This is a genomic window from Lactobacillus delbrueckii subsp. bulgaricus (genome assembly GCF_046938665.1).
GTDB classification, from domain to species: Bacteria; Bacillota; Bacilli; order Lactobacillales; family Lactobacillaceae; genus Lactobacillus; species Lactobacillus delbrueckii_C.
On sequence record NZ_JBKZCD010000002.1, the window covers coordinates 224,293 to 249,979 of the forward strand.

Annotated in this window: 20 protein-coding genes, 1 tRNA gene and 1 pseudogene; 5 read left to right on the plus strand and 17 right to left on the minus strand. The window is 51.4% G+C overall.

Going from position 1 to position 25,687, the window contains the following annotated elements; all coding sequences use genetic code 11:
• The 14 genes from purF to ACLUXO_RS02545 form a co-directional block, all read right to left on the minus strand.
• A complete protein-coding gene (gene purF / locus ACLUXO_RS02480) occupies positions 1–1,479 on the minus strand; it encodes an amidophosphoribosyltransferase (RefSeq protein WP_412136196.1) in 1,479 nt (492 codons plus the stop codon).
• Entirely contained in the window at positions 1,455–3,677 is a 2,223-nt protein-coding gene (purL, locus tag ACLUXO_RS02485) for a phosphoribosylformylglycinamidine synthase subunit PurL (RefSeq protein ID WP_412136197.1), read from the minus strand. Before purL ends, purF begins: the two co-directional genes overlap by 25 nt.
• Positions 3,677–4,351 carry a phosphoribosylformylglycinamidine synthase subunit PurQ gene (gene purQ, locus ACLUXO_RS02490; protein WP_003615545.1) on the minus strand — a complete coding sequence of 225 codons (675 nt, stop codon included), beginning with the start codon at positions 4,349–4,351 and terminating at the stop codon, positions 3,677–3,679. The genes purL and purQ overlap by 1 nt, the downstream gene beginning before the upstream one ends.
• Positions 4,351–4,599, minus strand: a complete 249-nt coding sequence (gene purS / locus ACLUXO_RS02495; RefSeq protein ID WP_279189030.1) for a phosphoribosylformylglycinamidine synthase subunit PurS — start codon at positions 4,597–4,599, stop codon at positions 4,351–4,353. The genes purQ and purS overlap by 1 nt, the downstream gene beginning before the upstream one ends.
• Before the next feature lie 4 nt (positions 4,600–4,603).
• Positions 4,604–5,326: a phosphoribosylaminoimidazolesuccinocarboxamide synthase gene (purC, locus tag ACLUXO_RS02500; protein WP_003615550.1), complete on the minus strand. Its 723-nt coding sequence runs from the start codon at positions 5,324–5,326 to the stop codon at positions 4,604–4,606.
• Positions 5,327–5,632: 306 nt separating this feature from the next.
• Positions 5,633–6,928 carry an adenylosuccinate lyase gene (gene purB, locus ACLUXO_RS02505; RefSeq protein WP_215465791.1) on the minus strand — a complete coding sequence of 432 codons (1,296 nt, stop codon included), beginning with the start codon at positions 6,926–6,928 and terminating at the stop codon, positions 5,633–5,635.
• 43 nt (positions 6,929–6,971) lie between these two features.
• Positions 6,972–8,096 carry a 5-(carboxyamino)imidazole ribonucleotide synthase gene (gene purK, locus ACLUXO_RS02510; RefSeq protein ID WP_412136198.1) on the minus strand — a complete coding sequence of 375 codons (1,125 nt, stop codon included), beginning with the start codon at positions 8,094–8,096 and terminating at the stop codon, positions 6,972–6,974.
• Entirely contained in the window at positions 8,086–8,553 is a 468-nt protein-coding gene (gene purE, locus ACLUXO_RS02515; protein ID WP_004560842.1) for a 5-(carboxyamino)imidazole ribonucleotide mutase, read from the minus strand. Before purE ends, purK begins: the two co-directional genes overlap by 11 nt.
• Positions 8,554–8,736: 183 nt before the next feature.
• Positions 8,737–8,991, minus strand: coding sequence for a DUF2087 domain-containing protein (locus ACLUXO_RS02520; RefSeq protein WP_412136199.1), 255 nt, complete (start codon positions 8,989–8,991; stop codon positions 8,737–8,739).
• Positions 8,992–10,206, minus strand: coding sequence for an MFS transporter (locus ACLUXO_RS02525; RefSeq protein ID WP_412136200.1), 1,215 nt, complete (start codon positions 10,204–10,206; stop codon positions 8,992–8,994).
• Positions 10,207–10,459: 253 nt separating this feature from the next.
• Entirely contained in the window at positions 10,460–12,049 is a 1,590-nt protein-coding gene (locus tag ACLUXO_RS02530; RefSeq protein WP_412136201.1) for a hypothetical protein, read from the minus strand.
• Between the two features lie 30 nt (positions 12,050–12,079).
• Complete coding sequence (locus ACLUXO_RS02535; protein WP_412136202.1) at positions 12,080–13,885, minus strand: hypothetical protein; 1,806 nt, start codon at positions 13,883–13,885, stop codon at positions 12,080–12,082.
• Between the two features lie 184 nt (positions 13,886–14,069).
• Entirely contained in the window at positions 14,070–16,208 is a 2,139-nt protein-coding gene (locus ACLUXO_RS02540; RefSeq protein WP_412136203.1) for a type IA DNA topoisomerase, read from the minus strand.
• A gap of 188 nt (positions 16,209–16,396) precedes the next feature.
• Positions 16,397–16,470: transfer RNA gene (locus ACLUXO_RS02545), tRNA-Arg, on the minus strand.
• Positions 16,471–16,695: 225 nt separating this feature from the next.
• On the opposite strand from ACLUXO_RS02545, the gene ACLUXO_RS02550 reads away from it, so the two are divergent.
• From ACLUXO_RS02550 to cysK, 4 genes are all read left to right on the plus strand, one after another.
• Positions 16,696–19,074 (plus strand): Xaa-Pro dipeptidyl-peptidase, encoded by a 2,379-nt coding sequence (locus ACLUXO_RS02550; protein WP_412136204.1) that lies wholly within the window; start codon positions 16,696–16,698, stop codon positions 19,072–19,074.
• Positions 19,075–19,185: 111 nt separating this feature from the next.
• Entirely contained in the window at positions 19,186–20,568 is a 1,383-nt protein-coding gene (locus tag ACLUXO_RS02555) for an MFS transporter (protein ID WP_412136205.1), read from the plus strand.
• Positions 20,569–20,876: 308 nt separating this feature from the next.
• A complete protein-coding gene (locus ACLUXO_RS02560; RefSeq protein WP_412136206.1) occupies positions 20,877–21,659 on the plus strand; it encodes a homoserine O-succinyltransferase in 783 nt (260 codons plus the stop codon).
• A 42-nt stretch (positions 21,660–21,701) separates the two neighbouring features.
• Positions 21,702–22,625, plus strand: coding sequence for a cysteine synthase A (gene cysK, locus ACLUXO_RS02565; protein ID WP_412136207.1), 924 nt, complete (start codon positions 21,702–21,704; stop codon positions 22,623–22,625).
• 146 nt (positions 22,626–22,771) lie between these two features.
• On the opposite strand, the gene add is transcribed toward cysK, so the two are convergent.
• Together add and ACLUXO_RS02575 are read right to left on the minus strand one after the other, a co-directional pair.
• Positions 22,772–23,764, minus strand: a complete 993-nt coding sequence (gene add, locus ACLUXO_RS02570) for an adenosine deaminase (RefSeq protein WP_412136208.1) — start codon at positions 23,762–23,764, stop codon at positions 22,772–22,774.
• Positions 23,765–23,980: 216 nt separating this feature from the next.
• Positions 23,981–24,322 carry an HIRAN domain-containing protein gene (locus ACLUXO_RS02575; protein ID WP_035162291.1) on the minus strand — a complete coding sequence of 114 codons (342 nt, stop codon included), beginning with the start codon at positions 24,320–24,322 and terminating at the stop codon, positions 23,981–23,983.
• Between the two features lie 187 nt (positions 24,323–24,509).
• Between ACLUXO_RS02575 and ACLUXO_RS02580 the strand changes: the two genes are divergently transcribed.
• On the plus strand, positions 24,510–25,439 hold the full coding sequence (locus tag ACLUXO_RS02580) for a DegV family protein (RefSeq protein WP_412136209.1): 930 nt from the start codon (positions 24,510–24,512) through the stop codon (positions 25,437–25,439).
• 88 nt (positions 25,440–25,527) lie between these two features.
• Here the strand turns inward: ACLUXO_RS02580 and ACLUXO_RS02585 are convergent.
• A pseudogene (locus ACLUXO_RS02585) lies at positions 25,528–25,687 on the minus strand (5-methyltetrahydrofolate--homocysteine methyltransferase); the annotation flags it as partial.

The following is a 25,687-nucleotide window of genomic DNA, read 5'->3' on the forward strand; positions in this document are numbered from 1 at the left end:
TCATTCACCTCTGTTTTGCTTCTTTAAAATTTCTTCAACCGGTTCCACATTCAGCGGTTCCTTGATTTGTTCTTCGTAGTCGTACAAAGGAGTCGGATACTTGCCGTCAAAGTAAGCAACCGTAAGGCCCCCGTTTGGCGCGTCACCGGCGTCTGGCATGTCGACTGCCTTGATCAGGCTTGGAATGCTCAAAAAGGCCAGGCTGTCGGCCCCGATCAGCTTGCACATGTCGCTGACGCTGTACTTGGCCGCCATCAAGTCTTTTCTTTCAGAAATATCAATCCCGTAGAAGTGCGGGTATTTGAAAGGCGGAGAAGCAATCCGCATGTGAACGGACTTGGCCCCGGCTTCTTTCAGCATCTGCACGATCTGCCGGGAAGTCGTCCCGCGGACGATTGAATCGTCAACGACCACGATATTTTTGCCGCTGACCACCCCGCGGACAGGAGCCAGCTTCATTTTAACCCCCTGCTCACGCAGAGCCTGGGTCGGCTCGATGAAGGTCCGGGCAATATATTGGTTCTTGATCAAGCCCATTTCGTAAGGCAGGCCAGCTGCTTCAGCATAACCAGTCGCGGCTGACAGTGAGGAGTTCGGCACCCCGATGACCATATCCGCATCTTCTGGAGCTGGCTGTTCCTTAGCCAGCAGCATCCCCATCCGCTTTCTGGCGGTGTGGATGTTAACCCCGTGGATAATGGAGTCTGGCCGGGCAAAGTAGATGTATTCCATTGAGCAGACGGCCAGCTGGGTTTCAGTCGTGTAGTGGTCAATCTTGATCCCGTCTTTGTTGATGATGATGAGTTCACCTGGCTGCACATCCCGGACCAGCTTGGCGTGTACCGCGTCAAGGGCGCAGGATTCACTGGCCACGACATAGCTGCCGTTGTCCATTTGCCCTAAAACCAGGGGTCGGAAGCCATTAGGATCAAGGGCGGCATAGAGGGTGTCATTGGTCATCAAGAGGAAGGCAAAGCCCCCTTTGACTTCGTTCAAGCTGGCTTTTAAAGCTTCGATAAAAGGCATGCGGACCTTGCGGCGGATCAAGTGGATCAAGACTTCCGTGTCTGAGCTTGACTGAAAGACTGACCCGGAATCTTCCAGGCGCTTTTTCAGCGTCTTGGCATTGGTCAAATTCCCGTTGTGGCAAAGGGCGATTTCCCCGTCCTGGAAGTGGAAGAGGAAGGGCTGGACATTGGCCAGGGAGTCTGAACCGGCAGTACCGTAGCGAACGTGGCCGATAGCCATGTTCCCTTTTAAAAAGTCCAGGTCAGCCGGGTTGGAGAAGACTTCTGACAAGAGACCCCGGTCACGGAACTGGCGGAGCTTCTGGCCATCGCTAGCCACGATCCCGGCCCCCTGCTGGCCCCGGTGCTGGAGGGCATGGAGACCAAAGTAGGTCACGTTGGCCGCGTCAGGGACATTGTAGATCCCGAAAACGCCGCATTCTTCATTTAATCCTTTGATTTCATAAGGCATGGCAGGGCTTCCTCCCAAATTTGCTTCAATTCCGCTACCGGCAAGTCGGCTGCTTGGTCCTTCAAGGTCAGCTTCAGGCTATCGCCAGCCGTTTGGCCGATCTTGACCGCGTCGCCGGCTAAAGCTGCAGCAAATTCAGCTGAGTATTCGCTTGGCACGCTGACCAGGAAGCGGCCTGGAGTTTCGCTGAAGAGTTCGGCACTGGTCAAGTCGCAGGCAACTTCTGCCCCGATCCCGTGGCCAAAGCTGCTTTCAGCCAGACTTACAGCCAGGCCGCCCTCGCTTAAGTCGTGGGCGCTGGCCACGTGGCCGGCTTCCATTTGGGCCAAGAGGCGCTTCTGGTAGTCCTTAATGTGGTCTAAGTCCAAATCGTTCAAGGACCCGGAGATTTCCCCGGTCAGCATCTTTTGCAGTTCTGAGCCGGCGTAGTCTGCCCCGGTTTGGCCGACCAAGTAAAGGTCGTCACCTGCTTCTTGGAAGCTGTCTCTGATCAGGTGGTCCAGGTTCTTGACCAGACCAACCATGCCGACCATTGGGGTTGGGTAAATGGACTTGTCGTCAGTTTCGTTGTAAAGGGAAACGTTACCGGAAACAACTGGGGTTTCCAAGACTTCACAGGCCTTGGCGATCCCCATGACTGAGTGGTGGAGTTCCCAGAAGACTTCTGGTTCATTCGGGTTACCGAAGTTCAAGCAGTCAGTGATGGCCAGAGGTTCTGCCCCGCTGGCGATGATGTTGCCAGCTGCTTCAACAACGGCCCGCTTGCCCCCGATTTCCGGGTCCAGGTAGATAAAGCGGCCGTTACCGTCAGTGGTCATGGCAATCCCCTTGTGGGTGCCGCGAACCCGCAAAACGCCGCTGTCTTCACCAGGCCCGACAACCGTGCTGGTTCTGACCATGGAGTCGTAGGTCTGGGTGAACATTTCCTTAGAAGCGATGGTTGGCTGGGCCAGCATCTGCTTGTAGGTCTTTGCCAAATCAGCAATCTCAGGTTCCCAGGCCGGCTTAGCCGCGTCATCGATCATGTGCTGCGGCTGCTTTTCTTCGCTTGGCTCTTCTAAGACGTCTTCCGTCAGGCTGGTTACCGGGATGTCGCAGACAACTTCGCCGTGGTGGCGCAAAACGTAGTTGTGGCCGCTAGTAATCCGGCCGATAACAACGGCGTCAAGGTCGTAGAAGTCGAAAATCTTCTTGACGTCTTCTTCGTGGCCCTTCTTAACGCAGAGCAGCATTCTTTCCTGGGATTCGCTCAGCATGATTTCGTAGGCTGACATCCCGCTTTCTCTTTGCGGTACCAGGTCCAGGTTCAGTTCCATGCCGGACTTGCCTTCTGAAGCCATTTCTGAACTTGAGGAAACGATCCCGGCTGCCCCCATGTCCTGGATGCCGACCAGCCAGTCAGCGTGCTTTTGGGTCAATTCCAGGCAGGCTTCAAGCAGCAGCTTTTCCATGAAGGGGTCACCAACTTGGACAGCTGAGCGTTGGCTTTCGTGTTCTGAGTCAAAGGAGTGAGAAGCAAAGGTTGCCCCGTGGATCCCGTCACGGCCAGTCTTGGCCCCGACGTACATTACGGCATTGCCTTCACCTTGGGCCAGGCCCTTTTGCATATCCTTGACGTCCAGCAGGCCGACGCTCATGGCGTTCATGACTGGGTTACCCTTGTAGATGTCGTCAAAAGTGAGTTCACCGCCAACAGTTGGGATCCCCATACAGTTGCCGTAGCCGCCGATGCCGGCGACAGTTTCATTTAAAAGCCAGCGGGTGTGGGCGTCATCTAATTCACCAAAGTGCAGAGAGTCCAAAGTGGCAACTGGCCGGGCCCCCATGCTGAAGACGTCACGCAGGATCCCGCCGACACCAGTAGCTGCCCCTTGGTAAGGTTCAACAGCAGTTGGGTGGTTGTGGCTTTCCGCCTTGAAAACGACAGCTTGGCCGTCACCGATGTCAACAACCCCTGCCCCTTCACCAGGCCCTTGCAAAATGCGGGGACCCTTGGTTGGGAAGAGACGGAGAACTGGCTTAGACTTCTTGTATGAGCAGTGTTCGCTCCACATGGCTGAGAAAAGGCCGGTTTCAGTGTAGTTTGGCAAGCGGTGCAAAAGCTTGTCACAGATGTAGTCGTATTCTTCTTCAGACAAGCTCCAATCGAGATAAGGCTTCTTTTCTTTGATTTCTTCTGGAGTCATTTCCTGCATCATTACGCTTTTACCTCCGCGTGGTCCAAAATTGACTTAAACAAGCGCAAGCCATCGGTGTTGCCCAAGAGGGCTTCGACCGCCCGTTCCGGGTGAGGCATCATCCCTAAGACATTGCCTCTTTCGTTGGTGATCCCGGCAATATTGTTCAAAGAGCCGTTCGGGTTTTCCTTTGAGTAGCGGAAAACGACCTGGCCATTGTCTTCGATCTTCTGCAAGGTTTCCGGGTCGGCGTAGAAGGAGCCGTCAGCGTGCGCGATCGGCAGGTTAATCTTCTCGCCCTTTTGGTATTCAGAAGTAAAGATGGTGTCGTTGTTGGCTACTTCCAGTTCAACCGTCTTGCAGACAAACTTCAAAGAGTCATTTCTCTTCAAAGCGCCTGGCAAAAGGCCAGCTTCGGTCAAGATCTGAAAACCGTTGCAGGTCCCGAAGACCGGCTTGCCGGCCTTGGCCATTTCGACAATGGCGGGCATGATATTGGTAAAGCGGGCGATAGCGCCGGCTCTCAGGTAGTCCCCGTATGAAAAGCCCCCTGGCAGCATGACAGCGTCAAAGCCGTCCAGGCTGCTTTCCTTGGAAGGAACGTAGGCTACGTCAGCACCACAGACCGTGTGCAGGGCTTCGTAGAGGTCGATGTCGCAGTTGGAGCCCGGGAATTGGATTACCGCAAACTTCATTATTTTTCCTCCAAGATCTTGTAGCTGTAGGTTTCCATGTTGAAGTTGACCAGCAGCTCTTCAGAAATTTCCTTGACAGTTTCTGCTACCGGTTTGTCTCCTTCTGCAATAGTTACATCGAAGAACTTGCCGACCTTGACGCCCTTGACTTCATCGTGGCCCAAAGAGTGAATTGAGTTGGTGATGGCTTCACCTTGCGGGTCGAAAACTGATTGCTTGTAAGTAACGTAAATCCGTACAGTAGTCATTTGCTTAATCCTCCTTGGCCAAAGCATCCTTCAAACGGGCCAAAACTCTTTCGTAAACATCGATCAGGTTGCCGATTTGCCGGCGGTAAACGTCCTTGTCCATGTGATCCTTGGTTTCCATGTCCCACAGGCGGCAGTTGTCTGGTGAGAATTCGTCAGCCAGGACGACTTCACCGTTTGGCAGGGTCCCGAATTCAACCTTGAAGTCAACCAACAGCATACCGGCGTCGGCGAAGAGCTTGGTCAAAAGCTGGTTGACCTGGCGGGAGATTTCCCAGATCTGTTCATGTTCTTCATGAGTCAGCAAATGGAAGGCAATGGCGTCTGATTCATTCATCAGCGGGTCGTGCAGGGCGTCGCTCTTCATGAAGAGTTCTTCAACTGGAGTGTCCAGCTTCTCGCCTTCTTCTTTCAAACCATAACGCTTGCAGAATGATCCAGCCGCGATGTTCCGGGTAACGACTTCCAGGTCGATCATCTTGACCTTCTTGACCAATTGTTCGTTTTTAGACAAACGCTTGATAAAGTGCGTCTTCACCCCATGCTTCATCAAATATTCGAAAACCAGGCTGGAAATTTCCGCGTCAAGTTCCCCCTTGTTTTGGAAGACATCGTGCTTCAAGCCGTCCAAAGCGGTAGCATCGTCCTTGTAAACAGCGCGGAGCACTTCTGGATCGTCAGTGGTCCACATTTCCTTAGTCTTACCCTGATAAAGCAATTCTGCCATTTTTTACCCTCCGATTAACACGAACTATAATAATGTAAACAGGAATTACTATTCGTAATTTCTTTCTCGAACTAAGGATAACAACTTAAAAAAGTTTGGTCAAGAGATTGGCGAACATTTTTATCTATTGTTCCGCTTACAAACGGAAACCATCTTATTCTTTTTGGACATAATCTTAAACTGTCAGAAATATCAACTAAAATCCGAACAAAAAAGCAACTCATTTTATGAGTCGCTTTTGATTATCTAAATTTCTCTATCCTTTTTATATTAGCAATCGTATTGAAAATTATTACCTTTTTACACTTATTCCAAACCCAGGCGCTTGTAGATGTCGTCAACGTGGCGCAGGTGCCAGTGGTAGTCGAAGGCATCGTCAAGATCAGCCTTAGTCAGTTGCTTTTGAATGGTTGGGTCTGCTTCCAGCAGAGGCCGGAATGGAACTTGTTCAGCCCAGCACTTGGCCGTGTATGGCTGGATCAAGTCGTAGGCAGCTTCCCGGCTCATGCCGCTTTCAACCAGCTTAAGCAGAACGCGGCCGGAGTAGATCAAGCCCAAAGTCTTGTCCATGTTCTTCTTCATGGTTTCCGGGAAGACATCCAGGTTGGCCAGGATCTTGCCCATCCGGTTGAGCATGTAGTCAAGACCGATGGTGCTGTCTGGCAGGATTACCCGTTCAGCACCTGAGTGGGAGATGTCTCTTTCGTGCCACAGGGTTACATCTTCGTAGGCAGTTACGACATTGCCGCGGAGAACTCTGGCCATCCCGCAGATGTTTTCTGAACCGATCGGGTTACGCTTGTGCGGCATAGCGGAAGAACCCTTTTGCCCCTTGGCGAAGTGTTCTTCAACTTCGTGGATTTCAGTTCTTTGCAAAGAACGGATTTCCGTAGCGATGTTTTCCAAAGAAGTTGCAACCAGGGCGATGGCAGCAATGTATTCAGCGTGCAGGTCACGTGGCAGGACCTGGGTTGAAATTTCCTGGGCGTGCAGACCCAGCTTCTTGCAGACATATGCTTCTACTTCCGGGTCAACTTCAGCGAAAGTCCCGACGGCCCCGGAAATCTTGCCGGCTTCCACCCCGCGGGCAGCATGTTCAAAGCGTTCCTGGTTCCGCTTCATTTCTGAGTACCAGCGGGCGAACTTCAAGCCGAAAGTAGTTGGTTCAGCGTGAATGCCGTGAGTGCGGCCCATGCAGACCGTATCCTTGAATTCAAGGGCCCGCTTGGCCAGGATGTCGATAAAGTCCTGGATGTCCTTGCGGAGGATGTCGTTAGCCTGCTTCAATTGGTAGCCCTGGGCAGTGTCAACCACGTCAGTACTGGTCAAGCCGTAGTGCACCCACTTCTTTTCCGGCCCCAATGATTCAGAAACGGTCCGGGTGAAGGCAATAACGTCGTGGTGAGTCACGGCTTCGATTTCGTTGATGCGGTCAACGCTGAACTTGGCGTTCTGCTTAATCTTTTCCACGTCTTCTGCCGGAATGTGGCCAAGCTTGGACCAGGCTTCATCAGCAGCGATTTCTACTGCCAGCCAGCATTCATACTTCTTTTCATCAGTCCAAATGGCACCCATTTCTGGTCGGGTATAGCGTTCAATCATTTATTTTCCACCTTTAAAAAATCAACAATAATCTGCTTTTTAATTATACATCCCAAACTTTGGTTGCGGCAATCTCGGCCAAAGTCTTGTCGACATCATCAGTCAGGATCGTCACATGCCCCATCTTCCGGTCCCTGCGGACCTCGCCCTTGCCATAGTCATGGAAGGACCACTGCGGCTTTTCGGCGATCAGCTTTTCCGTGCCAGCCACGTGCTGGCCTAAAACATTGACCATGACGACCGGGCTGAGCAGCTTGATCTTTGGCAAAGGCCAGTTGCAAATTGCCCGGTTGTGGACAGCGAATTGAGAGAAGTTGCAGGCTTCAATTGAGTAGTGGCCGGAATTGTGAGGCCGGGGAGCCAGTTCGTTGATGACAATTTTGTCGTCTTTAGTAACGAACATTTCTACGCCTAAGATCCCCTTAAGGTCAATGGCTTCAGCAATCTTAACGGCAGCCTCCTGGGCCTTTTGGGCCAAATCCGGAGAAATCCGGGCCGGAACGATGCTTTCATGCAGGATTTCGCCTTGGTTGATGTTTTCACTGACCGGGAAGACCGTGACTTGGCCATCAGAGTTGCGGCCAACCATGACGGAGGCTTCCATACGGAAGTCGACAAATTTTTCCAAAATGCAGTCACCGCAAGCTAAGACATCAGCAGTCTTGTCCAAATCGGGAGCTGCTTTTAAAACAACCTGGCCCTTGCCGTCATAGCCGCCTTCACAGGTCTTTAAAACTGCTGGCAGGCCCAAGTCACTGACGGCTTCTTCCAGGTCAGCCCGGTTCTTGACCGCTCTGAACTTGGCCACTTCACAGCCGGCACTTTGGATAAAAGTCTTTTCCCGGATCCGGTTGTTGGTCGTGTATAAAAGCTTGGTCCCTTGCGGAATAAAGACCTGGTCCTTGACGCTTTCCAGGGCATCCAGGTCCACGTTTTCAAATTCGTAGGTCAAGACGTCGCTTCTAGCGGCCAGTTCATGGATGGCGTCGATATCACTGTATTCAGCGACGATCTGGTCATCTGCGGCTTGGCCGGCCGGGCATGCCGGAGTTGGGTCCAGGATTATGACCTTCATTCCGCTGGCCTTGGCATCAAAAGCCAGCATTTGCCCTAATTGCCCCCCGCCAATGATGCCGATCGTTTGGCCGGGCTTGATTTTAATAGACAAGGTCTGCACTGCTTTCTTTGGCTTGGTCGTGCATTTCCTTGCGGTAGTCCACGATCTTTTGCTGGAGTTCTTTATCTTCGATGCCTAAGATCTGCATGGCTAAAAGAGCCGCGTTCTTGGCGCCGGCCGGGCCGATGGCAGTTGTCGCTACAGGGATGCCAGCTGGCATTTGCACGATGGAAAGAAGGGAGTCCATCCCGCCTAAAGCGCTGGTCTTGGCTGGGCAGCCAATTACCGGCAAGGGAGTGTTGGCAGCGATCATGCCTGGCAGGTGGGCAGCCCCACCAGCGCCGGCAATGATCACCTTAGTACCGTTTTCGGCTGCCTTTTGGGCAAAGGCGAACATTTCCTCCGGCATTCTGTGCGCTGAAATAACCTGCTTGTCGTAGTCAACCCCGAACTTGTCGAGCAGCTTGCAAGCTTCCTGCATATAGCCCCAGTCTGACTTGGAGCCCATTACAACACTGATTCTACTAGTCACGATTATTCCTCCTGTCTGCTTTCCCTTAGGATAACAGAAAACGGGACTTTTTTAAAGAGAAAGATGAACTATTGCCCGTGAATGCGATTATATCATTCGCTTTTAATCAAAAAATCGTAAGAAAAAGACCACCATCTGGTGGTCTTAAATGCCATAAAATCAATCTTTCTTTTCTGCCCGCCAGTAATGCTGGCCATAAGGGTCCCGCTCCAAGCGGCCAGTGTCAACCAAGTAGCGGCGCAAAATCGCGTAGTCGTCATAGACTGCCGCCAAGATTTCATTGACTTCCTTTTCAGTATAGTCCCGGCCATATTCAAAGCGGTCAATTAGTGCGTCAAACAAGGCTTCTTTCGCCTTTTGCTTGCGGGGAATGACCTGCAGGCGGCCATCCTTGAAAAATCCTGTAATCTCCATTTAAATTTCCTCAACTTCCAACTTCTTACTCTGCATTCCTAAAATTGCCAGCAAAAAGATCAGCAAACCCAAGGCAGCCATACTTACCCAGGCAAAGCCGATGCCAAAGCGGTCTGACAAAAAGCCGTTAATTGCCAAAATCACGACTTCCGCGCCCGCGTCCAAGGCATTGGCAACCGACATAATAGTTGCCCGGCGGGTCTCTGTTTGAATCGTCGTTTGCAAAACGATCCCGCCCAGCATGTTTTCCAAACTGCCAAACATGGTATGGAGCATAAACAAGCTCAAAGACCCATAATACCAGTTTTTCAGACCAACCACGCCGAGCAAAGTAGCAGCCATCATCACCGTGCTGAGAACAATCAAGCGGGTCTGGCCCCTATTAGACAGCGGCTTTTTAGACACATAGCGGTTGTAAAGGGAAATCGCCAGCATCCCGGACAGACTCATCAAGACAGAAATCGTCCCGGAATTGACGGTCTTCCCCCTTTGAAAGTACATCTGCCACTGGTCAAGCGGGCCGGCTGAAATAATTGCCACGGGAAGCAGAAGCAAGATCCAGGCAAAAGTTTTCTGCTCTTGCTTGACCGTGTATTTTACATCGTTGACCAAGTTCAGCTTCGGCATCCCTTCTTCCGCCTCAGCTAAGTTTTGGCTGTCATATTTCAAGAGTGGGATGATGGTCAAACTGGTCGCGAGCAAAAAGGCCGCGCCGATCAGCAAAGGCAAATCCAGGCGGATATTGCCCAAAATATTAGCCCCAACGAAGGTGGCTGCCATGGTCAAGGGCGTGCCGATAATACTGTAGCCAGAGAAAATCGCGCCAAGCTGGTCTTTTTCACCGTGCTCAACGGCCTTGTTGGCAATCCAGGAAGTCATGGTGCCCGATTGTAGGGAATCCCCCAGCGCGGTCAAGACCCCGCTGACTGTCATCCATAATAAATTCATGGGACTGAGTGCCAAAATTATCAAACCTAAAGCTCTGATAATCCCACTGGCCATGATCGTTTTTAGATAACCAAATTTGTCAGCAATGTAGCCGGATGGTATTTCGGCAAAAAAGGTGACCAGCCAGAAAATCTCCAAAAAAAGATTGATCAAGCTGTAGCTGTAGCCACTATGCCGCATAAACAGGTAGATCGTTCCGCTCCATAGCGAGGTCCCCACCGTATACAAGATACTGATGTAATAAAAAATATATTTGTACTTCTTCATTGCTCCTCCCCCATTTTTTATCTTCCCCAAAATCCACTCTTACCGCGACTAAGTATACCTCCTTAATTTACCATCTTTCTAAAAAAAATCCATCTTTTTCTTCATATTTCATTAACAATAATCCGCTTTTTCATCCTTAATCAGTATAGAATAAGCCTTCGCTTATTATTTTTAGATTAAAAATGCACCAGGCGGTTATCCACCTAGTGCATTTCAGTAAGAATATTTATTTTTTAAGAGCCTGTTCTTGAGGCTATTTCGCCATATTCGAGTCAAAAACTTCTGCCCGCTTGTTCATGGCTATATAGATCTTTGACTTGTAAGAAGCCAAGCCTTCTACTTCCCGCTTGGCATTGAAGTGGTAGTAGTTGACCAGGTTGCCCTTAGCATCAATTTTAAACAGGTAATCGTTAAAGGCAATATAGTAGCACTTGTGGGCAACATTATAAGTAAAGCCTTGCACTTGGCTGGAGTTGGAAATCAAGTCACCGTCAGTAGCGGCTGCTTCTTTAACCTTGAAGCTGTTGCCCGTCCGGGTGATCTTCCAGATTTCAAAGCGGTGCTTGGACTTGCTGTGGAACAAGGCCAGCATGGTGTTGTCGTCAATCACGTCCGCGTTTAAGAAGTAGCGGTTATTTTCCCGCTTGCCGTTGCTGACGGCAAAAGTCCAGATCCGCTTGACCTGCATATCCTTCTTATCAATCTGCAAAAGTTCATTTGACCGCAACTTTTTGGTATGGTTCCAGTTGGCCAGCTCATAGATATAGCGGGAAGTTGACCCGACAGACTGACCATGGCCCAGCTTGATATACGGACTGATCTTGATGCTCTTGACGTAATTCTTCCAAAGCTGGAAATTCAAAGTATTAGTTGGAATATACTGCAAGGCATACTTTGGCACTTGATTCAATTGATAAAGCACCATGTGCCCCCGGGCTCCGTCCATAGAAGATTCTGGCCCGCCATAAAAGTTGGTCGTGACCATATCCTGGCCGTACACGTCTAAGCCCTGAACATTGCCCCGGACATTGGTTTCCTGGCTGCCTTCCAGCAGGCTCAAAGAATTCGGCTCATAAAACTTGGTGGTCAATTTAGCCGTCTTCTTGCCATGCTTGTCGGTCCCCACGTAAGTGTGCGGGGTAACCTGGGCATTGTAATTGCCTCTAAAGGCCAGTTCATGCGGGAACCAGGTCTTGCCAACATTGCCGCCCTTGCCCAGCTTGGCATCGTCCTTGGAAATTCCTTCATTGGCATCGCTTCTGACCGTCACTGTGACCTTCCCGCTGGCCTTGCCGTAGCGGTAAGTCACCACATACCGGCCAGGCGTCTTTTCAGAAATCCGGTCGGCCGACCGCTTCACCGAATTAACGTCAACCACGCTGCCGTGCTTGTCTGTCACATAGTTGATGGCATCAGTCGTCACAAAGCCGTTGGTATCCAGCTCGTTGTTAACCAAGCTGACGCTCCTAACCAAGGACATCTTGCTTCTGGCAAAAGCCCGCTCGCTGACATAGCCGACCCCCCGGCCGTCAACATAGACATAGTAATACCGTCTGCCCCGGGCGAGTTTGTAGGATCGGGACTGGACATGGGCCAGCTTGAATTCTTTCGTAGTGGCCAGCTTCTTGCCAAACTTCCAGACCAGCTTGGTCTTTTTCTTCTTGCCCTTGCCAGTCTTGACCTTCACTTGCTTCAAGCTGGAATAGACCCCATAGTTCTTCTTTCCGTCGATCACCTTGGTCGACAACTTCTCACTCGCCGCTCTAACTGGCTGACCAGCTTTAAACAAACAGGCAATGGCCATAAATGCGGCTGAAAATACCAGCCCCTTCTTTAATTTCATTCTTCCTATACTCACAATCATTAGACTCAACTATTTGGTAATATGATCCACTTTCAAGGTTTCCGTCGGATGGTTCAAGTTGACGTAGAGCTCACCCTTGTAGCTGCCCAGGCCTTCAAATTCCCGGCCAGTATCAAACTTGTAGTAGTTCAAAAGCTTGCCAGCTTCCGTACTGCCGTCTAAGCCTGCCCCGATCTTAAAGAGGTAGTCGTTGAAGGCAATGTAGTAAACGTCATAGGCGCTGTCCCAGACAAAGCCCTGGACTTCAGCGGAATTGCTGATGAGGTCACTGCCCGTAGCCCCAACTTCCTTAGCTTTGAAGCTGTCACCGTTTCTACTGATCTTCCAGTATTCATAGCGGTGCTTAGCAGCATTGTGGAAGAGGGCAAGCAAGGTGTTGTCGTCAATTACGTCCGCGTTGAGGAAAATCCGCGGATACTTGGCTGACCCGTTCCAAACCTTGAAGGTCCAGATCTTGTCAATTTCCATGGTGGACTTCTTGACCCGGAGCAGTTCCTGGGAGTTAGACCAGTTGTTGGACCGGTTCCAGTTGGCCAAAACGTAAACATACTTCTTGGTGCTGCCGACTGACTGGCCATGGCCCAGCTTCATGTATGGGCTGACCTTGATGTTCTTGATATAGCTCAGCCAGGTGTTGAAGCTTAGCATCTTGCTTGGAATCAGCTGCCAGTTGTACTTCTTGACCCCCCGCATGTTGTAATAGACCATGTGCCCCCGGGCTTCCCGGTTGTCGGCCTGGCCTAAGTCAAGGTTGCTGGTCACCAGGTCATTGTCATAAAAATCAATCCCTTGCACAGCACTAGATACCTTGGCCTCCAGGTTGCTTGAACCTGGCGCGCTCAAAACTGCCGGATGATAGAAGATAGTTTCAATATCCGCGCCCTTAGCGTTGCCGGACATGTTGGTCGCCCAGTACTTGTGAGAGCTGGAAACCGCGTCTTCTGAAGTAATAGTTGCAGACGAGGACAGGCTGGCCCCGTCGCTGGCTGACCAGGTCTTGATCTCTGGCAGGTCAGTTTTCACTGGCGTTATATTGGCTGAGCTGATCCCTTCTTTGGCATCCCCCCGCACCGTCAGCTTGCTGGTCGCCTTGGCCTTGCCATACTTGAAGGTCAAAACCGCCGTCCCGGCCTTCTTGCTGGACACATAGCCAGTATCAGAAATATTCAATTTAGCAGACTTGCAGCTGATCTCAACTGAATCATTGTCAACCAAACTGCCGTGCTGGTCAGTCACGTAGTTAATCGCGTCTTCGGCGTTAAAGCCAACTGAATCAGACGGGTTGTTGACCAGGCTGACCTGAGAAACCACATTAGCTTTTGAAAGGGCAAAAGCCTTCTCATTCACGTAGCCGACTGGCCGGCCGTCAACATAGATGTAGTAGTAGCGCTTGCCATCTTTAACCTTGTAAGACTTGGACTGAACGTGAGCATATCTGAAGTCAGCAGAAGCCGTCAATTTCTTGCCGAACTTCCACTCCTTCTTCTTCACGTTCTTGTAGGCCGTCTTGGTCACCCACTTGTACTTGACCTGCTTGACCGTCTTGTACTTGGTCTTGCCCTTCTTGCTCTTCTTGACGGCGACCTTCTTCTTGACCGTGTACTTCTTCTTTTCCTTGGTCTTTGTCTTGACCTTCTTCGTTACCTCTTCCAGCTTGAGCGAGGAATAGACCTGGTAGCTCTTGTCACCCATGATCTTGGTCACAAGATCGGTCTTCGTGCTCTTACTGTAGTCTTTGCTGCTTGCTTGCACCTGACTGGCCAGGCCGGCCATCAGTGCCGCGCTGGTCATCATGCCCAGGGCAAAACGTCTCATCAAACTCTTCCCTTCACTTCTAAAAATACAAAACTCATAAATCTACGGTTATTAACAAAAAGCACCCAGATAATTTACACTTTTATCACGAAATGCCTTTTCATACTTTACCACAGTTTTCGGGCACTATTTCATTTGTAACAGATTTGTTAACTCATTTTAAAAAATATTGTTTTTGCAAAAATCAGTCAAAAGCCAAAGAAAGCTTGTCCCCTTCCAGCTGCAGCTTGGCTGAATACCGCTGCCCGCTCTTTTTAGAGACAAAACCGTCCAGCTTGTCAGTCTTGCCCTTGCTGATCAAGGTCTTCACAATCCGCTTGCCCATATTCTTGCCGGCAAACTTCTTGGGCAAGGTAAAATGGCAGCCGCCCCGGTAATTAGTGCAGCCGTAAAACTTGCCCTTGTCAGTAATTTCCCCTTGCTTGCAGACTGGGCAGGGGCCGATTGCCGCGGCTTTAGCCTGCCGACTCTGGGCTTCTTCCTGCAAGCCTTGGTCAACCTGGATCTTGCCTGGCACTTCCGTGATCATCTTTGCAATGAATTTCTTGATCTGCCCTAAAAAGTTATCCTGGCTCCGCTCTTTGGCCCCGACTTGCTTTAAGGCCTTTTCCCATTGGGCCGTCATCTGCGCGCTGACTAAGAGCGGCTCAGCTTCCGCCGCCTTACAGAGAATAGCCCCTTCCGGGGTAACCGACAATTTGTTTTGCCGGCTTTGCATGTAGCCCCGCTTCTTCAAAATTTCGATGGTGCTGGCCCGGGTAGCTTCCGTCCCGATCCCTTCAACGTCCTTTAAAATAGCCTGGGCCTCTTCATCGTCCAGGGTCTTGCCCGCCGTCTTCATGGCCGTGATCAAGCTCCCTTCCGTAAACTTGGCCGGGGGCTTGGTCTCTTCTTCTTGCTCTTTCAATTTCGCCGTCAGTTCCTGGCCGACTTCCAGGGGCGGCAGCTGGGCATCTTTAACCGGCCCTTCCAGGATCTTCCAGCCCAGGTTCACGCTGACATTGCCGCTGGCTTTAAAAGTCAATTGGCCGGCATTAATCAAAACCGTGGTCTTCTCATAGACATAGGCCTTTAAAAACATCTCCAGAGTCCGCCGCAAGATCAGGTCATAGACCTGCCCTTCCAGCTTGGACATTTTGCCCAGCTGGGCCTGGCTGGGCACGGTCTTGGTCATGATGATGGCGTGGTGCTCCTGGACCTTGCTGGAGTCAACATAGCGCTTCTCGGCCTTTAAGGGCTTCATTTGCTCTTTGACTTCTGCAGAATTTGGCAAAAGCCCCTGGTAGCGGTCTAAGTTCTGGGCCAGGTAGGCATACTCATTGTCCGTGATATAGTTGCAGTCTGTCCGCGGATAGCTCAAAAACTTATTTTCATACAGATTCTGCACGGCCTGCAAAACCTGGCTGGCTGAAGCATGGTAGCGGCGGTTGGCTTCCGTCTGCAGGCTGGACAAGGAGAAGAGACGGGGGCTGGCCTGGCTCTTTTGCTCCTTGTCTACCTTGGCTACCCGGCCGGTCTGCTTGCCCAGGCTCCCGCCCTTAGCCAGCAAAAACTGCTCCAGTTCTGCCGGGCTCTTGAATTTCGTTTCCGGCTGCATGCGGCCGGTAAATTTCTTTCTTCCCTGCCAAAAATCGGCCATAAGCAGCCAGTACTTCTCCGGCTTAAAATTGGCAATTTCCTGGTCACGCTTATAGACCATGTACAAAGTCGGCGTCTGCACCCGGCCGATTGAATAGGTCCCCTTGATCCCCTGCTTTCTTAGCAGCAAGGTAAATAAGGGACTGCCATTCATCCCGACCAGCCAGTCGCTGATCTGCCGGGTCTGGGCTTCCTTATAGCGGTAGTAGTAGTCCCAGCCCGGCCGCAAGTTCTGGAAACCTTCCCTGATCGCGGCTTTTTCCAGTGAATTGATCCAGAGGCGGAAAAGACGCTTCTGTTTCAAATCAATTCCTGCCTGCCGCATGATGGACCAGGCGATATTTTCCCCTTCCCGGTCACTGTCCGTGGCAATCACGATCGTATCTGCCCGCTTGAGCAAATTAGCGACAATATTGAACTGCTTCTTCTTGTCCCGGGGAACCAGGTACTTGTACTGGTCCGGAAAAATCGGCAGCTTCTTTAATGACCAGTGCTTGTAGCTGGCATCATAGGCCTCGGGCAGGGCCATTTCCACCAGGTGGCCAAAACCATAGGTGATCACCGTGTCTGCCGGCAAAATCGGGTCCGCGACCTTGATCTGCCCCTCCCCCTTCTGGCTCTGGGCAAAAGCGGCCGCGTATGCCCGGGCCTGGCTGGGCTTCTCTGCTAAAATTACCGTCGTCATTACATTTCCTGCCTTGTGTCAAAAATCCCGAGCAAATAAAAAGGCCCCGGCCAAGTGACCAGGATTGCTCGAACAAACGTTTAATATTTATTCCATTATAGTTTACTTTTGCCGGCTTGGCAAATTTTCTGCGGACATAACAAAAAAATCACCGAGGCAAGCCTCAGTGATTTCTCTGGTTGCAATCATGATTCGGGTGAGATTCGAACTCACGACCCACGGTTTAGAAGACCGTTGCTCTATCCAGCTGAGCTACCGAACCGTTATGCTCCGACGCAACAAATTAAGTATATTAGACCAAGGATAAATTGTCAAACATATTTCGGAAAAAAAGTTGCTTTTTTTCTTATCTATTTTTTCCTTGACAAAAATGAAGCGGTTTGCTTGCATTAACTTGAGAACTTGCTTAAAAAACAGCTAAAAAAACTGGATAAAGCAAAAAGACACACTATCCCATAGATGTAAAGATATAAAGATGAGGTAAAGCATGAAATACAATCAATATGCCTACGTTGAAACCAGTCCGGACAAGGCAACCGAGGAGTTGCTGGCAATCAACTTCTTGCCGGAAAACTACTCTTCCCTTTCCTTTAGTGAGCTCCTGGCCGTCTTGACCGGCAATGTCCTGGCGGAAGCCACGACCCGCCAGGCTAAAGACGCCAAATTGCCTGAATTTGCCGTAGATGACCAAACTGACCTGGCCGCCTTTCTTTTGGACACGCCGGCTGCCATCACCGCCAGCCAGTTTGCCAATGTTGCCCTGCAGCTTTTAGGCTACCACCCAAACTACGACTACAGTCTGACTGATCCGTTGACCTGCGGAAAAAAGCATGCCCTGCCAGCCTTTAAGGACTTGACCAGCAAGGAAGAATTGATTTTTGCCTTCTACCGCCTGCTCAACACCCGGAGCAAAAATGGGCAGATCCTTTTAGACATCATGGCCGGCAAGGGCTACTTCACCCAGTTCTGGGGGGAAGGCAAGTTTATGTTCTTCAACGGCAAGTCCCTGCCGGTTTTTGACACAAGCCAAGTCATCCGCGAGGTCGTTTACGTACAAAGCGACCTGGACACTGACGGCGATGGCAAGGGCGACCTCTTGCCGGTCACGGTCTTCCGGCCAGTCGAAAGCCAAGGCCAGCTGAAAGTCCCAGCCCTTTACACGGCTTCACCATACTTTGGCGGGATCATTGAAAATGAAAAAACCAACCACAATGTCGATGAGAACTTGACTGACGCGACCTGCTGGACTAATCCTAAATATGTGGCCAAGCCTTTGGTCAAGAGCCCGGCTCCAAGTGACCAGGACGTGCCAGCTACTGAACTGGCCACCGGCAAGTCTTCTTACGGCTTAAACGAATACCTCCTGGCCCGGGGCTTTGCCTCCGTCTTCTCCGGGGCCATCGGCAACCGGCACGGGGACGGGATCCGGATCACCGGGTCACCCGAAGAAACCATCTCCCAAAAAGAAGTCATTGAATGGCTGACTGGCGACCGGGTGGCCTACACCGACCGGACCCGCCGCTTTGAAACCAAGGCCAGCTGGTGCAGCGGCAATATCGGCATGACCGGCCGTTCTTACCTGGGCACTTTGCAGATTGCTATTGCGACAACCGGGGTCAAGGGACTGAAGACAGTGGTTTCTGAAGCCGCTATTTCCTCCTGGTACGACTACTACCGGGAACACGGTCTGGTAATCGCGCCTGGTGAATGCCAGGGTGAAGACCTGGACAAATTGGCTGAAGTCTGCCAGTCCAACCTCTGGGATGGGGGCAATTTCACAGCTAAAAAGGCTTACGAACAAGAGCAGGCTGACCTGTTTGAAAAACAAGACCGGGCGAGCGGCCAGTATTCTGACTTCTGGGAGGCTAGAAACTACCGCCACCATGCCGATGGCATCAAGTGCTCCTGGATCTCCGTTCACGGTTTAAACGACTGGAATGTCAAGCCAAAGAACGTCTACAAGATCTGGCAAAAGGTCAAGCAGCTGCCGGTGGAATCCCGCCTCTTCCTTCACCAGGGTCCGCACTACAACATGAACAACCTGGTTTCCATCGACTTCACCGACCTCATGAACCTCTGGTTCGTCCATGAGCTTTTGGAAGTGGAAAACGGGGCTTATGAGCAATGGCCAAAGGTCATGATCCAGGACAACCTGGAAGCTGACAAGTGGCACGCAGAAAGTGACTGGGTAAGCGACCTGGGCCAGGCCAGCCTCTATTCACCAACGGCTGACGGGGACCTGTCAACGGTTGAAAACGGGTCAGGCCAGCTGACCTTCACCGACTTGGGCGGGACAGAATTCAAGAAGGCCGGCATCAGTGAAACTGACTGGGAATACCAGTTTATCAGCGGGGAGGAAAAGTGGGCCAAGGCCAGCCTCCGCTTTGAAAGCGAGGAATTCCTCCACCCGACTACCCTGGTCGGCCGGCCAAAGGTCCGGGTCCGGGTAGCAGCTAATAAAACTGTCGGCCAGCTGTCTGTTGCCCTGGTTGACCTGGGAACCCGGCAGCGGCTGACGGCTACGCCGAAGATTTTTGCCAGAGGAAACCAGCCCTTTGGCTTCCGCTTCGGGGCAGACTCCTTGCAGGAATTCGTCCCAGACAAGGCCACTAAGGCCAAGCTGATTACCAAGGCCCACATGAACCTGCAGAACTACCAGGACATGAAACAGCCAAGCAAGCTGGAAGCCGGCCAGTTCGTCGACCTGGAATTTGAACTGCAGCCGACCTACTACACCCTGCCAGCTGGGGCAAAACTGGGCCTGATCATCTACTCAACCGACCAGGGGATGACCAAGCGGCCGCTGGAGAGCGAAGACTACACGGTTGACTTAGCCGGAACTGCTCTTTTGCTCTACCGGAAATAATGCCTGGGCAAAAATTGGCGGTTTATGCTAAAATAACTTTAACGAAAACAAAGCAAAAGGCTGTCGCGGAGCTACCGCTGACAGCCTTTTTGTGTTCTTAGAAAGGTTCTTATGAAAAAATCAAGCAAAGTCAACCTCGCCATTTTCAGCGCGGGCCTGATGACCTTCATCGGTATTCTGAATGAAACCTCCATGAACGTTACCTACCCGCTTTTAGTCAAAGAGTTCCACCAGCCCCTGGCAACCGTCCAGTGGATTACCACGGCTTATCTTCTGACAGTGACCATCGTCATGGGGACTACCGCCTACCTGCTTAAGCAGGTCCCGGCCCGCTGGCTGCATTTAGGAGCCGCCCTGGCCTTTATTTGCGGCTGCATCATCTGCGCCTTAACTTCTAGCTTTCCTTTGATGCTGGCCGGCCGGATCATTCAAGGGATCGCCACCGGCTTTTCCACCCCGATCATGTTCCAGCTGATCTTCACCCAGGTCCCTAAGCAAAAACTCGGCCTCATGACCGGTTTTGCCGGGATGATCATCTCCTTTGCCCCGGCCCTGGGGCCAACTTACGGGGGCCTGGTGGTCTCAATGGCCAGCTGGCGGATGATCTTCTGGCTCCTTTTGCCCCTGGCTTTAGTCAGCTTAATCGGCGGCCAGGTCTACATCCGCAACCAGGTTTCCGGGCAAAAGGAAAAATTCGATGCCCCCTCCCTGCTCTTGCTGGGTCTGGCCCTTTTTGCCATCATCTACGCCCTGTCTTTAATCGGGACCAGCAGTTTGTCCTGGCTTCTGCTTTTAGGCGGAGCGGTCCTCTTTGTCCTCTTTGTTTTTGTCAACAAGCGGGGAGACAGCCACTTGCTCAAGCTGGCAATTTTTAAAGAAAAAACTGTCTGCCTGGCGGCTTTAACCTACTTCTGCCTGCAGCTGGTCAACATCGGCCTGTCTGTCGCCGTTCCGGTCTATGCCCAATATGCTTTAGCAGCCAGCAGCTTGATCAGCGGCCTGGTCCTTTTGCCAGGCTCCTGCGTGGGCGCCGTCATCTCGCCTTTTGCCGGGAAAATGGCCGACAAGCGGGGCTTCAAGTTCCCGCTGACCCTGGGCGGCTGCCTCTTTCTTTTGGGCAACTGCCTGCTTTTGGTCCTGCAGCCCTTGCTGACCCCGGTCTTGATCGTTGTCTGCCACATCGTGATCCGGTCCGGCTTCAACTTGAGTTTTGCCAACACCATCTCCAACGCCTCAACTTTGGTTGACCGGAAAAACGTGGCTGACGTTAACTCCTCTTTCAACATGCTTCAGCAGTTTGCCGGTTCAGTCGGCGTCAGCCTGGCCACGGCCTTGATCTCCCTGGCCCAGAAAAGGGGGCAAGGGACTTTGGCCCAAAGAAGCTACCAGGGCGGGAGATACGACTTTATCATGTTCAGCTGCCTGGCTTTGGTAACCCTTTTGGCCATCTGGCAGAACTTCCGCCTGCAGGAGCAGAAAAATAAAGAAAATTAGTTTTCTGTAACTTTTTTCTAATTTTCCCTTGTCAAAGCCGAAAATAGCGGTTATACTTCAAGTAACTAATTTAGGAGGTAAGCCAAATGTTCAACAAGAACCTGTTCAACGTAAACATGACTGCTTGTTGTTGTGGATTGTGTCTTAAGCAATCCACTATTTGGCTTGGACTGGAAAGCTAGGAGCAGACCAGAATTCCAAAATATCCAAATAACTTTGATTGTTTAAGACGCGTAGAGCTTGGCTCGCGCGTCTTTTTGTTTTCCCAGATTTACCTGCTATTTTTTAAAAAAGGACTGACAAACAAGATGAGCAAGAAAATCGGCATTCTCAATTTAATGCATGACAAGATCGACACCCAGAAACGGTTCAGCCATGTGATCAAAGAAGCCAGCCCGGAAACTGAAATCACTTATTTTTACCCCCAAAGCCACTATCTAAACCGGCCCCGGCCCCAAAACTGGCCGGCTGAGCCGCTAAATCTCAAGACAGTCGATACGCTAGACGGTTTCATCATCACCGGCGCCCCCATCGAGCTCCTGCCCTTTAACGCAGTCGACTACTGGGAGGAATTGACCAAGTTCTTTGACCTCTTAAAGGCAAAAAACATCCCCCAGCTCTATGTCTGTTGGGGCGCCATGGCGGCTCTCTACTATTTCTACGGGATCGGCAAGCATCCCCTGCCGGAGAAGATTTTCGGCATCTACCCCCAGGAGATCCTGGCTCCCGCCCCCCTCTTATCCGGCCTGGTCACGGGCTTCCGGGCCCCGCACGCCCGCTACGCCGAGATGAACAGGAGCGAGATTGAGCAAGAAAAAGCCTTGACCATCAACGCGGCCACACCAGATGGCCACCTAACCCTGGTCACCGGGCCTGGCCAGCAGGTCTTTCTCTTCAGCCACCTGGAATACGGCCCCCAGGCTTTTAGCAAAGAATACCAGCGGGAATTATCCGCTAGAGGAGGTGATGACCGGAAGCTAGCGAAACCGCAGCGGTATTTCGCCGATGAAGCCGCCATGTCCCTGCCCCAGTTCACCTGGGAAAGCAGCCAGCAGCACTTTTTTAAAAACTGGCTGCAAACTATCAAATAAGATTTAGAATTTTTTTAGCGCATAATTTCAGGAGGAAAAACTATGTCAACTGACCGCATTTACGGCAACATTTTGGAAACTATCGGCCACACCCCAATCGTTAAGTTAAACCGGGTCGTCCCGGAAGGAGCAGCCGACGTCTACGTCAAATTGGAATTCTTCAACCCCGGCGGCTCAGTCAAGGACCGGATTGCCCTGGCCATGATTGAAAAGGCAGAAAAGGAAGGCAAGCTTAAGCCTGGCGACACCATCGTGGAACCAACTTCCGGCAACACCGGGATCGGCCTGGCCGCTGTCGCCAGCGCCAAGGGCTACCACTTGATCATCGCCATGCCGGAAACCATGAGCGAGGAAAGAAAGAAGATCATGCGGGCCTACGGGGCTGAACTGCTTTTAACCCCGGGCAAGGACGGGATGCCGGGTTCTATCGCTTTGGCGGAAAAGCTGGTTAAGGAAAAGGGCTACTTCATGCCAATGCAGTTTGCAAACCCAGCCAACCCGGAAATCCACGAACTGACCACAGGCCAGGAAATCGTCACCGCCTTTGCCGGCGATTTGCCAGACGCTTTTGTGGCCGGGGTTGGTACTGGCGGCACTTTGACCGGGATTGGCCGGGCCTTGAAGAAGGCCGGCGACGTCAAGGTCTACGCCCTAGAACCGGCGGAATCCCCGCTTTTAAAGGAAGGCAAGAAGGGCCCGCACAAGATCCAGGGGATCTCAGCTGGCTTCATTCCAAAGACTTTAGACCAGTCCATCTACGACGGGATTGTCGAAGTTTCCAGCGAGGAAGCCTTTGCGACGGCCAGAGAAGTGGCCCGCCTGGAAGGCTTTTTGCCAGGGATCTCAGCTGGGGCCAACATCCACGGGGCCATCGAACTGGCCAAGAAACTGGGTGCCGGCAAGAAGGTGGTCACTGTAGCCCCGGACAACGGGGAACGCTACCTGTCAACGGCCCTGTACCAATAAGATAGATACAAAAATAAACAAAATAACTGAATCAATCTAATTTAGTACTTAACACTTTACAGCTTAACATCAACAACTAATCAAAAAACTGCATCCCCAGGGATGCAGTTTTCGTTTGCCATCTATTTACATTTATCGGTATCAGCTTATTTTTCCAGCAAGGCCAAAAGGCGGTCCTTTTCCTCCTGGCTGGCAAAAGCGGCTCTAACCGAGTTTAAGTAGAGCTGCTTCTCTTCGGATTTAGTCAAGCCCTGCTCTTCCATGAGCTGGTATTCGCGGGGCAGGTTGGTCGCTGAAACAGTCATATTGTCGGTATTTAAGGTCACCCGCAGTTTTTGCCCCAGCATGGAGCGGAGGGGGTATTCGGCGATCTGGTCAAAAACCTTGGTGTTCAGGTTTGAGCTGGCGCAGCATTCAAGAGTAATCCCGTCTTCAGCCAATTCTTTAACCAGGCTTGGGTCTTCCTGGCAGCGGATGCCGTGGCCGATCCGCTGGGTCCCTAAGGCCAGGGCCTCTCTCATCGACTCTGGCCCCGTGGCTTCACCGGCATGGATGGTGTAAGGAATCCCCCATTCTCTTGCCTGCTGGAAAAAGGGCGCGTACTTGCGGTTGGCCACTTCTTCGTTTTCCGGGCCCGCCAGGTCTAGGCCAGCTACCCCCTGGTCTTTAAATTCTTTAGCCACTCTTACAGTTTCCCAGTTGGCTTCATCCTGGCCAACTAGCCGCATCAAGCAAAGGAGGAAGTTGGCGTGCAGGTCGTCTCCTTCCTGCCCTTTTTGCCAGGCGTAAAAGTCGTCCCTGCCAGCGAGAACTGCCTGGACAGCTTCTGCCTGGGTCAAAGTTTCCGTGTGCTTCTGCGGGGCAAAGCGGATTTCAGCATAAACCAGGCCCTGGCTCTTTAGCTCTGCTAAGAGCTCCCTGACAATCAAGCGGAGGTTTTCTGCTGTCTGCATCAAGGACAAGGGGAAGTCGAACTTGTCCAGGTATTCGTCCAGGTTCCGGCAGTCCGGGCTGACTGAAAGTCTTTTTCGCAAGTCAGCTTCTGGCAGGCTTTTTCCATCTTTAGCCAGCAGTTCACGGACGGTTTGGTAAGGCACGGAGCCATCTAAGTGCAGGTGGAGGTCAATCAGTTTTTTCATAGTGTCTTTTACCCCTGTAAGAAAATAATTGTTACTATTCTAGCACCATTTTCACTTTTTTAAAGGGGGATTTTTGCTAAAAGCTTTAATGCTATTAACACAAACCAAGCAGAGTTAATCTATCGTTCGGGATTTACCGGTATATATTTTCTTTAAAAAAGCAAAATCCTGCTTGAAAGCAACATTGCTGTCGCAAGCAGGATTTTTCACGGCAAATTAATAATGCCTGTGTTTTTTATAAATCTTTTTAACTTTTTCAAAACCAGTCTCTTCCAGCTCGCAGACCAGGCCTTGTGGCAGGACATAGAGCACCCGGCCTGTCGCCCCGTCGTCGATCAAGTCGTACAGGCGGCCGGCGCTGCGGCTTTCGCCCAAGACCGTGTACGGGCTGTTGGCCACGTAGCCGATCTTGCCTAAAGCCCGGGCTTCCACCCTAATGGCTTCCTTGTCATACTTGTTGTCAGGTTCCTTGTACAAGGTAACCTTCATTCTCGGCTTGAAAGCTTCCGTGCCAAAGTAGTGGTTGCAGCCTGTTACCGTAAAGAAAATGTCTTCCATACCGTCCGCCTCCATTCGCGCATGTGGTCAGTAGTTTATTTTTGGCAATAAATCCTTCTACCTTAACTATAATCCTGCTTTTATCCGGCGGCAAGCATTTTCTCCCCATCTTGCCCATTTATCCATTTTTCACTAAAATATGCTTAGGATAAAAGTTTTTAGAATAATAATGCTCGGAGGAAAAAATATGAAAATTGCTGTTTTAACCGACAGTTCTGCTTACCTGAGCAAGGAGCAACAAGAGAAGTACCATATCGACGTGGTGCCGATTCCCTTGATTTGGGACGGGAAGACCTACTACGACTTAGTCGACATCAGCTATGAAGAATTTTATGAAAAAATCTCCAGCAGCCAGACCCTGCCGACCACTTCCCAGCCATCTTTGGGTCAGATTATGGAATTCGTCGACCGCTACGTGGAAGACGGCTACACCGACGTGATCATCCTGCCTTTGTCCAGCGGGATCTCCAGCTCCTACACCAACCTGGTCAACTACGCGGCTGAAGAAGACCGGATCAAGATCCATCCTTTTGACTGCCGTACGACCTGTGCCGGCCTGGCTGACTGCGCTATTTTGGCTGCCCGCCTGGTTAATGCCGGAGCCAGCGTCGACCTCATCATGCAGGACCTGGAAGACCTGCGCAAAACGATCGGCGTCCGTTTCCTGGTCGACAACCTGGGCCACCTCAAGCGGACCGGCCGCCTGTCAAACGCGGCCAGCTTTATCGGCACCCTGCTCCACATTACACCAATCCTGGCCATGGACGTGCAAAAGACTGGCCACATCTCCGCCATTGCCAAGGAGCGGCAATACAAGCGGGCCTACAAGCATGTCCAAAACGACTTCCGCGAATTGACGGAAAACAAGGACTACCCAATCCAGGCCACGATTTTTGACGCGGCCAATCCGGACCGGGGCGACGAATGGCTTAAAGATTACCAGGCTGCTTTCCCAAAGGACAAGTTTGACCGGTCCATCATTGGCCCCGTTGTCGGCGTTCACTGCGGAAAAAACACCATCGCCATCATTTGGTGCCGGGACATCGACAGCTACTTTGACCAAGACGGCCAGCCTCTGCTGGATGTTGCATCAGCGGAAGTCGGCGAAAAGTTTTAGTTAAGCAATAATAGAATAAGCAGCAAATAAACTCCTGTGCTACTAGCTTGCACAGGAGTTTTTCTGTAATCCTTAATCAGTTTAGTTTTTATTCGCCCCAAACTTCGTCAGCGACTTCTTTGATGAACTTCAGCTTGTTCCATTCTTCTTCTTCAGTCAAGGTATTCCCTTCTTCAGTTGACGCAAAGCCGCATTGCGGGCTGAGGCAGAGGTTCTCTAAAGGCACGTAGCCGCTGGCTTCCTTCAAG

Excerpts from the sequence above, each read along its gene's own strand:
- ACLUXO_RS02530 (WP_412136201.1), bottom strand. The coding sequence starts at position 12,049 with ATGAAATTAAAGAAGGGGCTGGTATTTTCAGCCGCATTTATGGCCATT.
- ACLUXO_RS02540 (WP_412136203.1), bottom strand. The coding sequence starts at position 16,208 with ATGACGACGGTAATTTTAGCAGAGAAGCCCAGCCAGGCCCGGGCATAC.
- ACLUXO_RS02575 (WP_035162291.1), bottom strand. The coding sequence starts at position 24,322 with ATGGAAGACATTTTCTTTACGGTAACAGGCTGCAACCACTACTTTGGC.
- purE (WP_004560842.1), bottom strand. The coding sequence starts at position 8,553 with ATGGGCTCCAAGTCAGACTGGGGCTATATGCAGGAAGCTTGCAAGCTG.
- ACLUXO_RS02580 (WP_412136209.1), top strand. The coding sequence starts at position 24,510 with ATGAAAATTGCTGTTTTAACCGACAGTTCTGCTTACCTGAGCAAGGAG.
- purF (WP_412136196.1), bottom strand. The coding sequence starts at position 1,479 with ATGCCTTATGAAATCAAAGGATTAAATGAAGAATGCGGCGTTTTCGGG.
- purC (WP_003615550.1), bottom strand. The coding sequence starts at position 5,326 with ATGGCAGAATTGCTTTATCAGGGTAAGACTAAGGAAATGTGGACCACT.
- cysK (WP_412136207.1), top strand. The coding sequence starts at position 21,702 with ATGTCAACTGACCGCATTTACGGCAACATTTTGGAAACTATCGGCCAC.
- ACLUXO_RS02560 (WP_412136206.1), top strand. The coding sequence starts at position 20,877 with ATGAGCAAGAAAATCGGCATTCTCAATTTAATGCATGACAAGATCGAC.
- purQ (WP_003615545.1), bottom strand. The coding sequence starts at position 4,351 with ATGAAGTTTGCGGTAATCCAATTCCCGGGCTCCAACTGCGACATCGAC.
- ACLUXO_RS02535 (WP_412136202.1), bottom strand. The coding sequence starts at position 13,885 with ATGAGACGTTTTGCCCTGGGCATGATGACCAGCGCGGCACTGATGGCC.
- ACLUXO_RS02525 (WP_412136200.1), bottom strand. The coding sequence starts at position 10,206 with ATGAAGAAGTACAAATATATTTTTTATTACATCAGTATCTTGTATACG.
- purB (WP_215465791.1), bottom strand. The coding sequence starts at position 6,928 with ATGATTGAACGCTATACCCGACCAGAAATGGGTGCCATTTGGACTGAT.
- purL (WP_412136197.1), bottom strand. The coding sequence starts at position 3,677 with ATGATGCAGGAAATGACTCCAGAAGAAATCAAAGAAAAGAAGCCTTAT.
- ACLUXO_RS02550 (WP_412136204.1), top strand. The coding sequence starts at position 16,696 with ATGAAATACAATCAATATGCCTACGTTGAAACCAGTCCGGACAAGGCA.
- ACLUXO_RS02520 (WP_412136199.1), bottom strand. The coding sequence starts at position 8,991 with ATGGAGATTACAGGATTTTTCAAGGATGGCCGCCTGCAGGTCATTCCC.
- purS (WP_279189030.1), bottom strand. The coding sequence starts at position 4,599 with ATGACTACTGTACGGATTTACGTTACTTACAAGCAATCAGTTTTCGAC.
- add (WP_412136208.1), bottom strand. The coding sequence starts at position 23,764 with ATGAAAAAACTGATTGACCTCCACCTGCACTTAGATGGCTCCGTGCCT.
- ACLUXO_RS02555 (WP_412136205.1), top strand. The coding sequence starts at position 19,186 with ATGAAAAAATCAAGCAAAGTCAACCTCGCCATTTTCAGCGCGGGCCTG.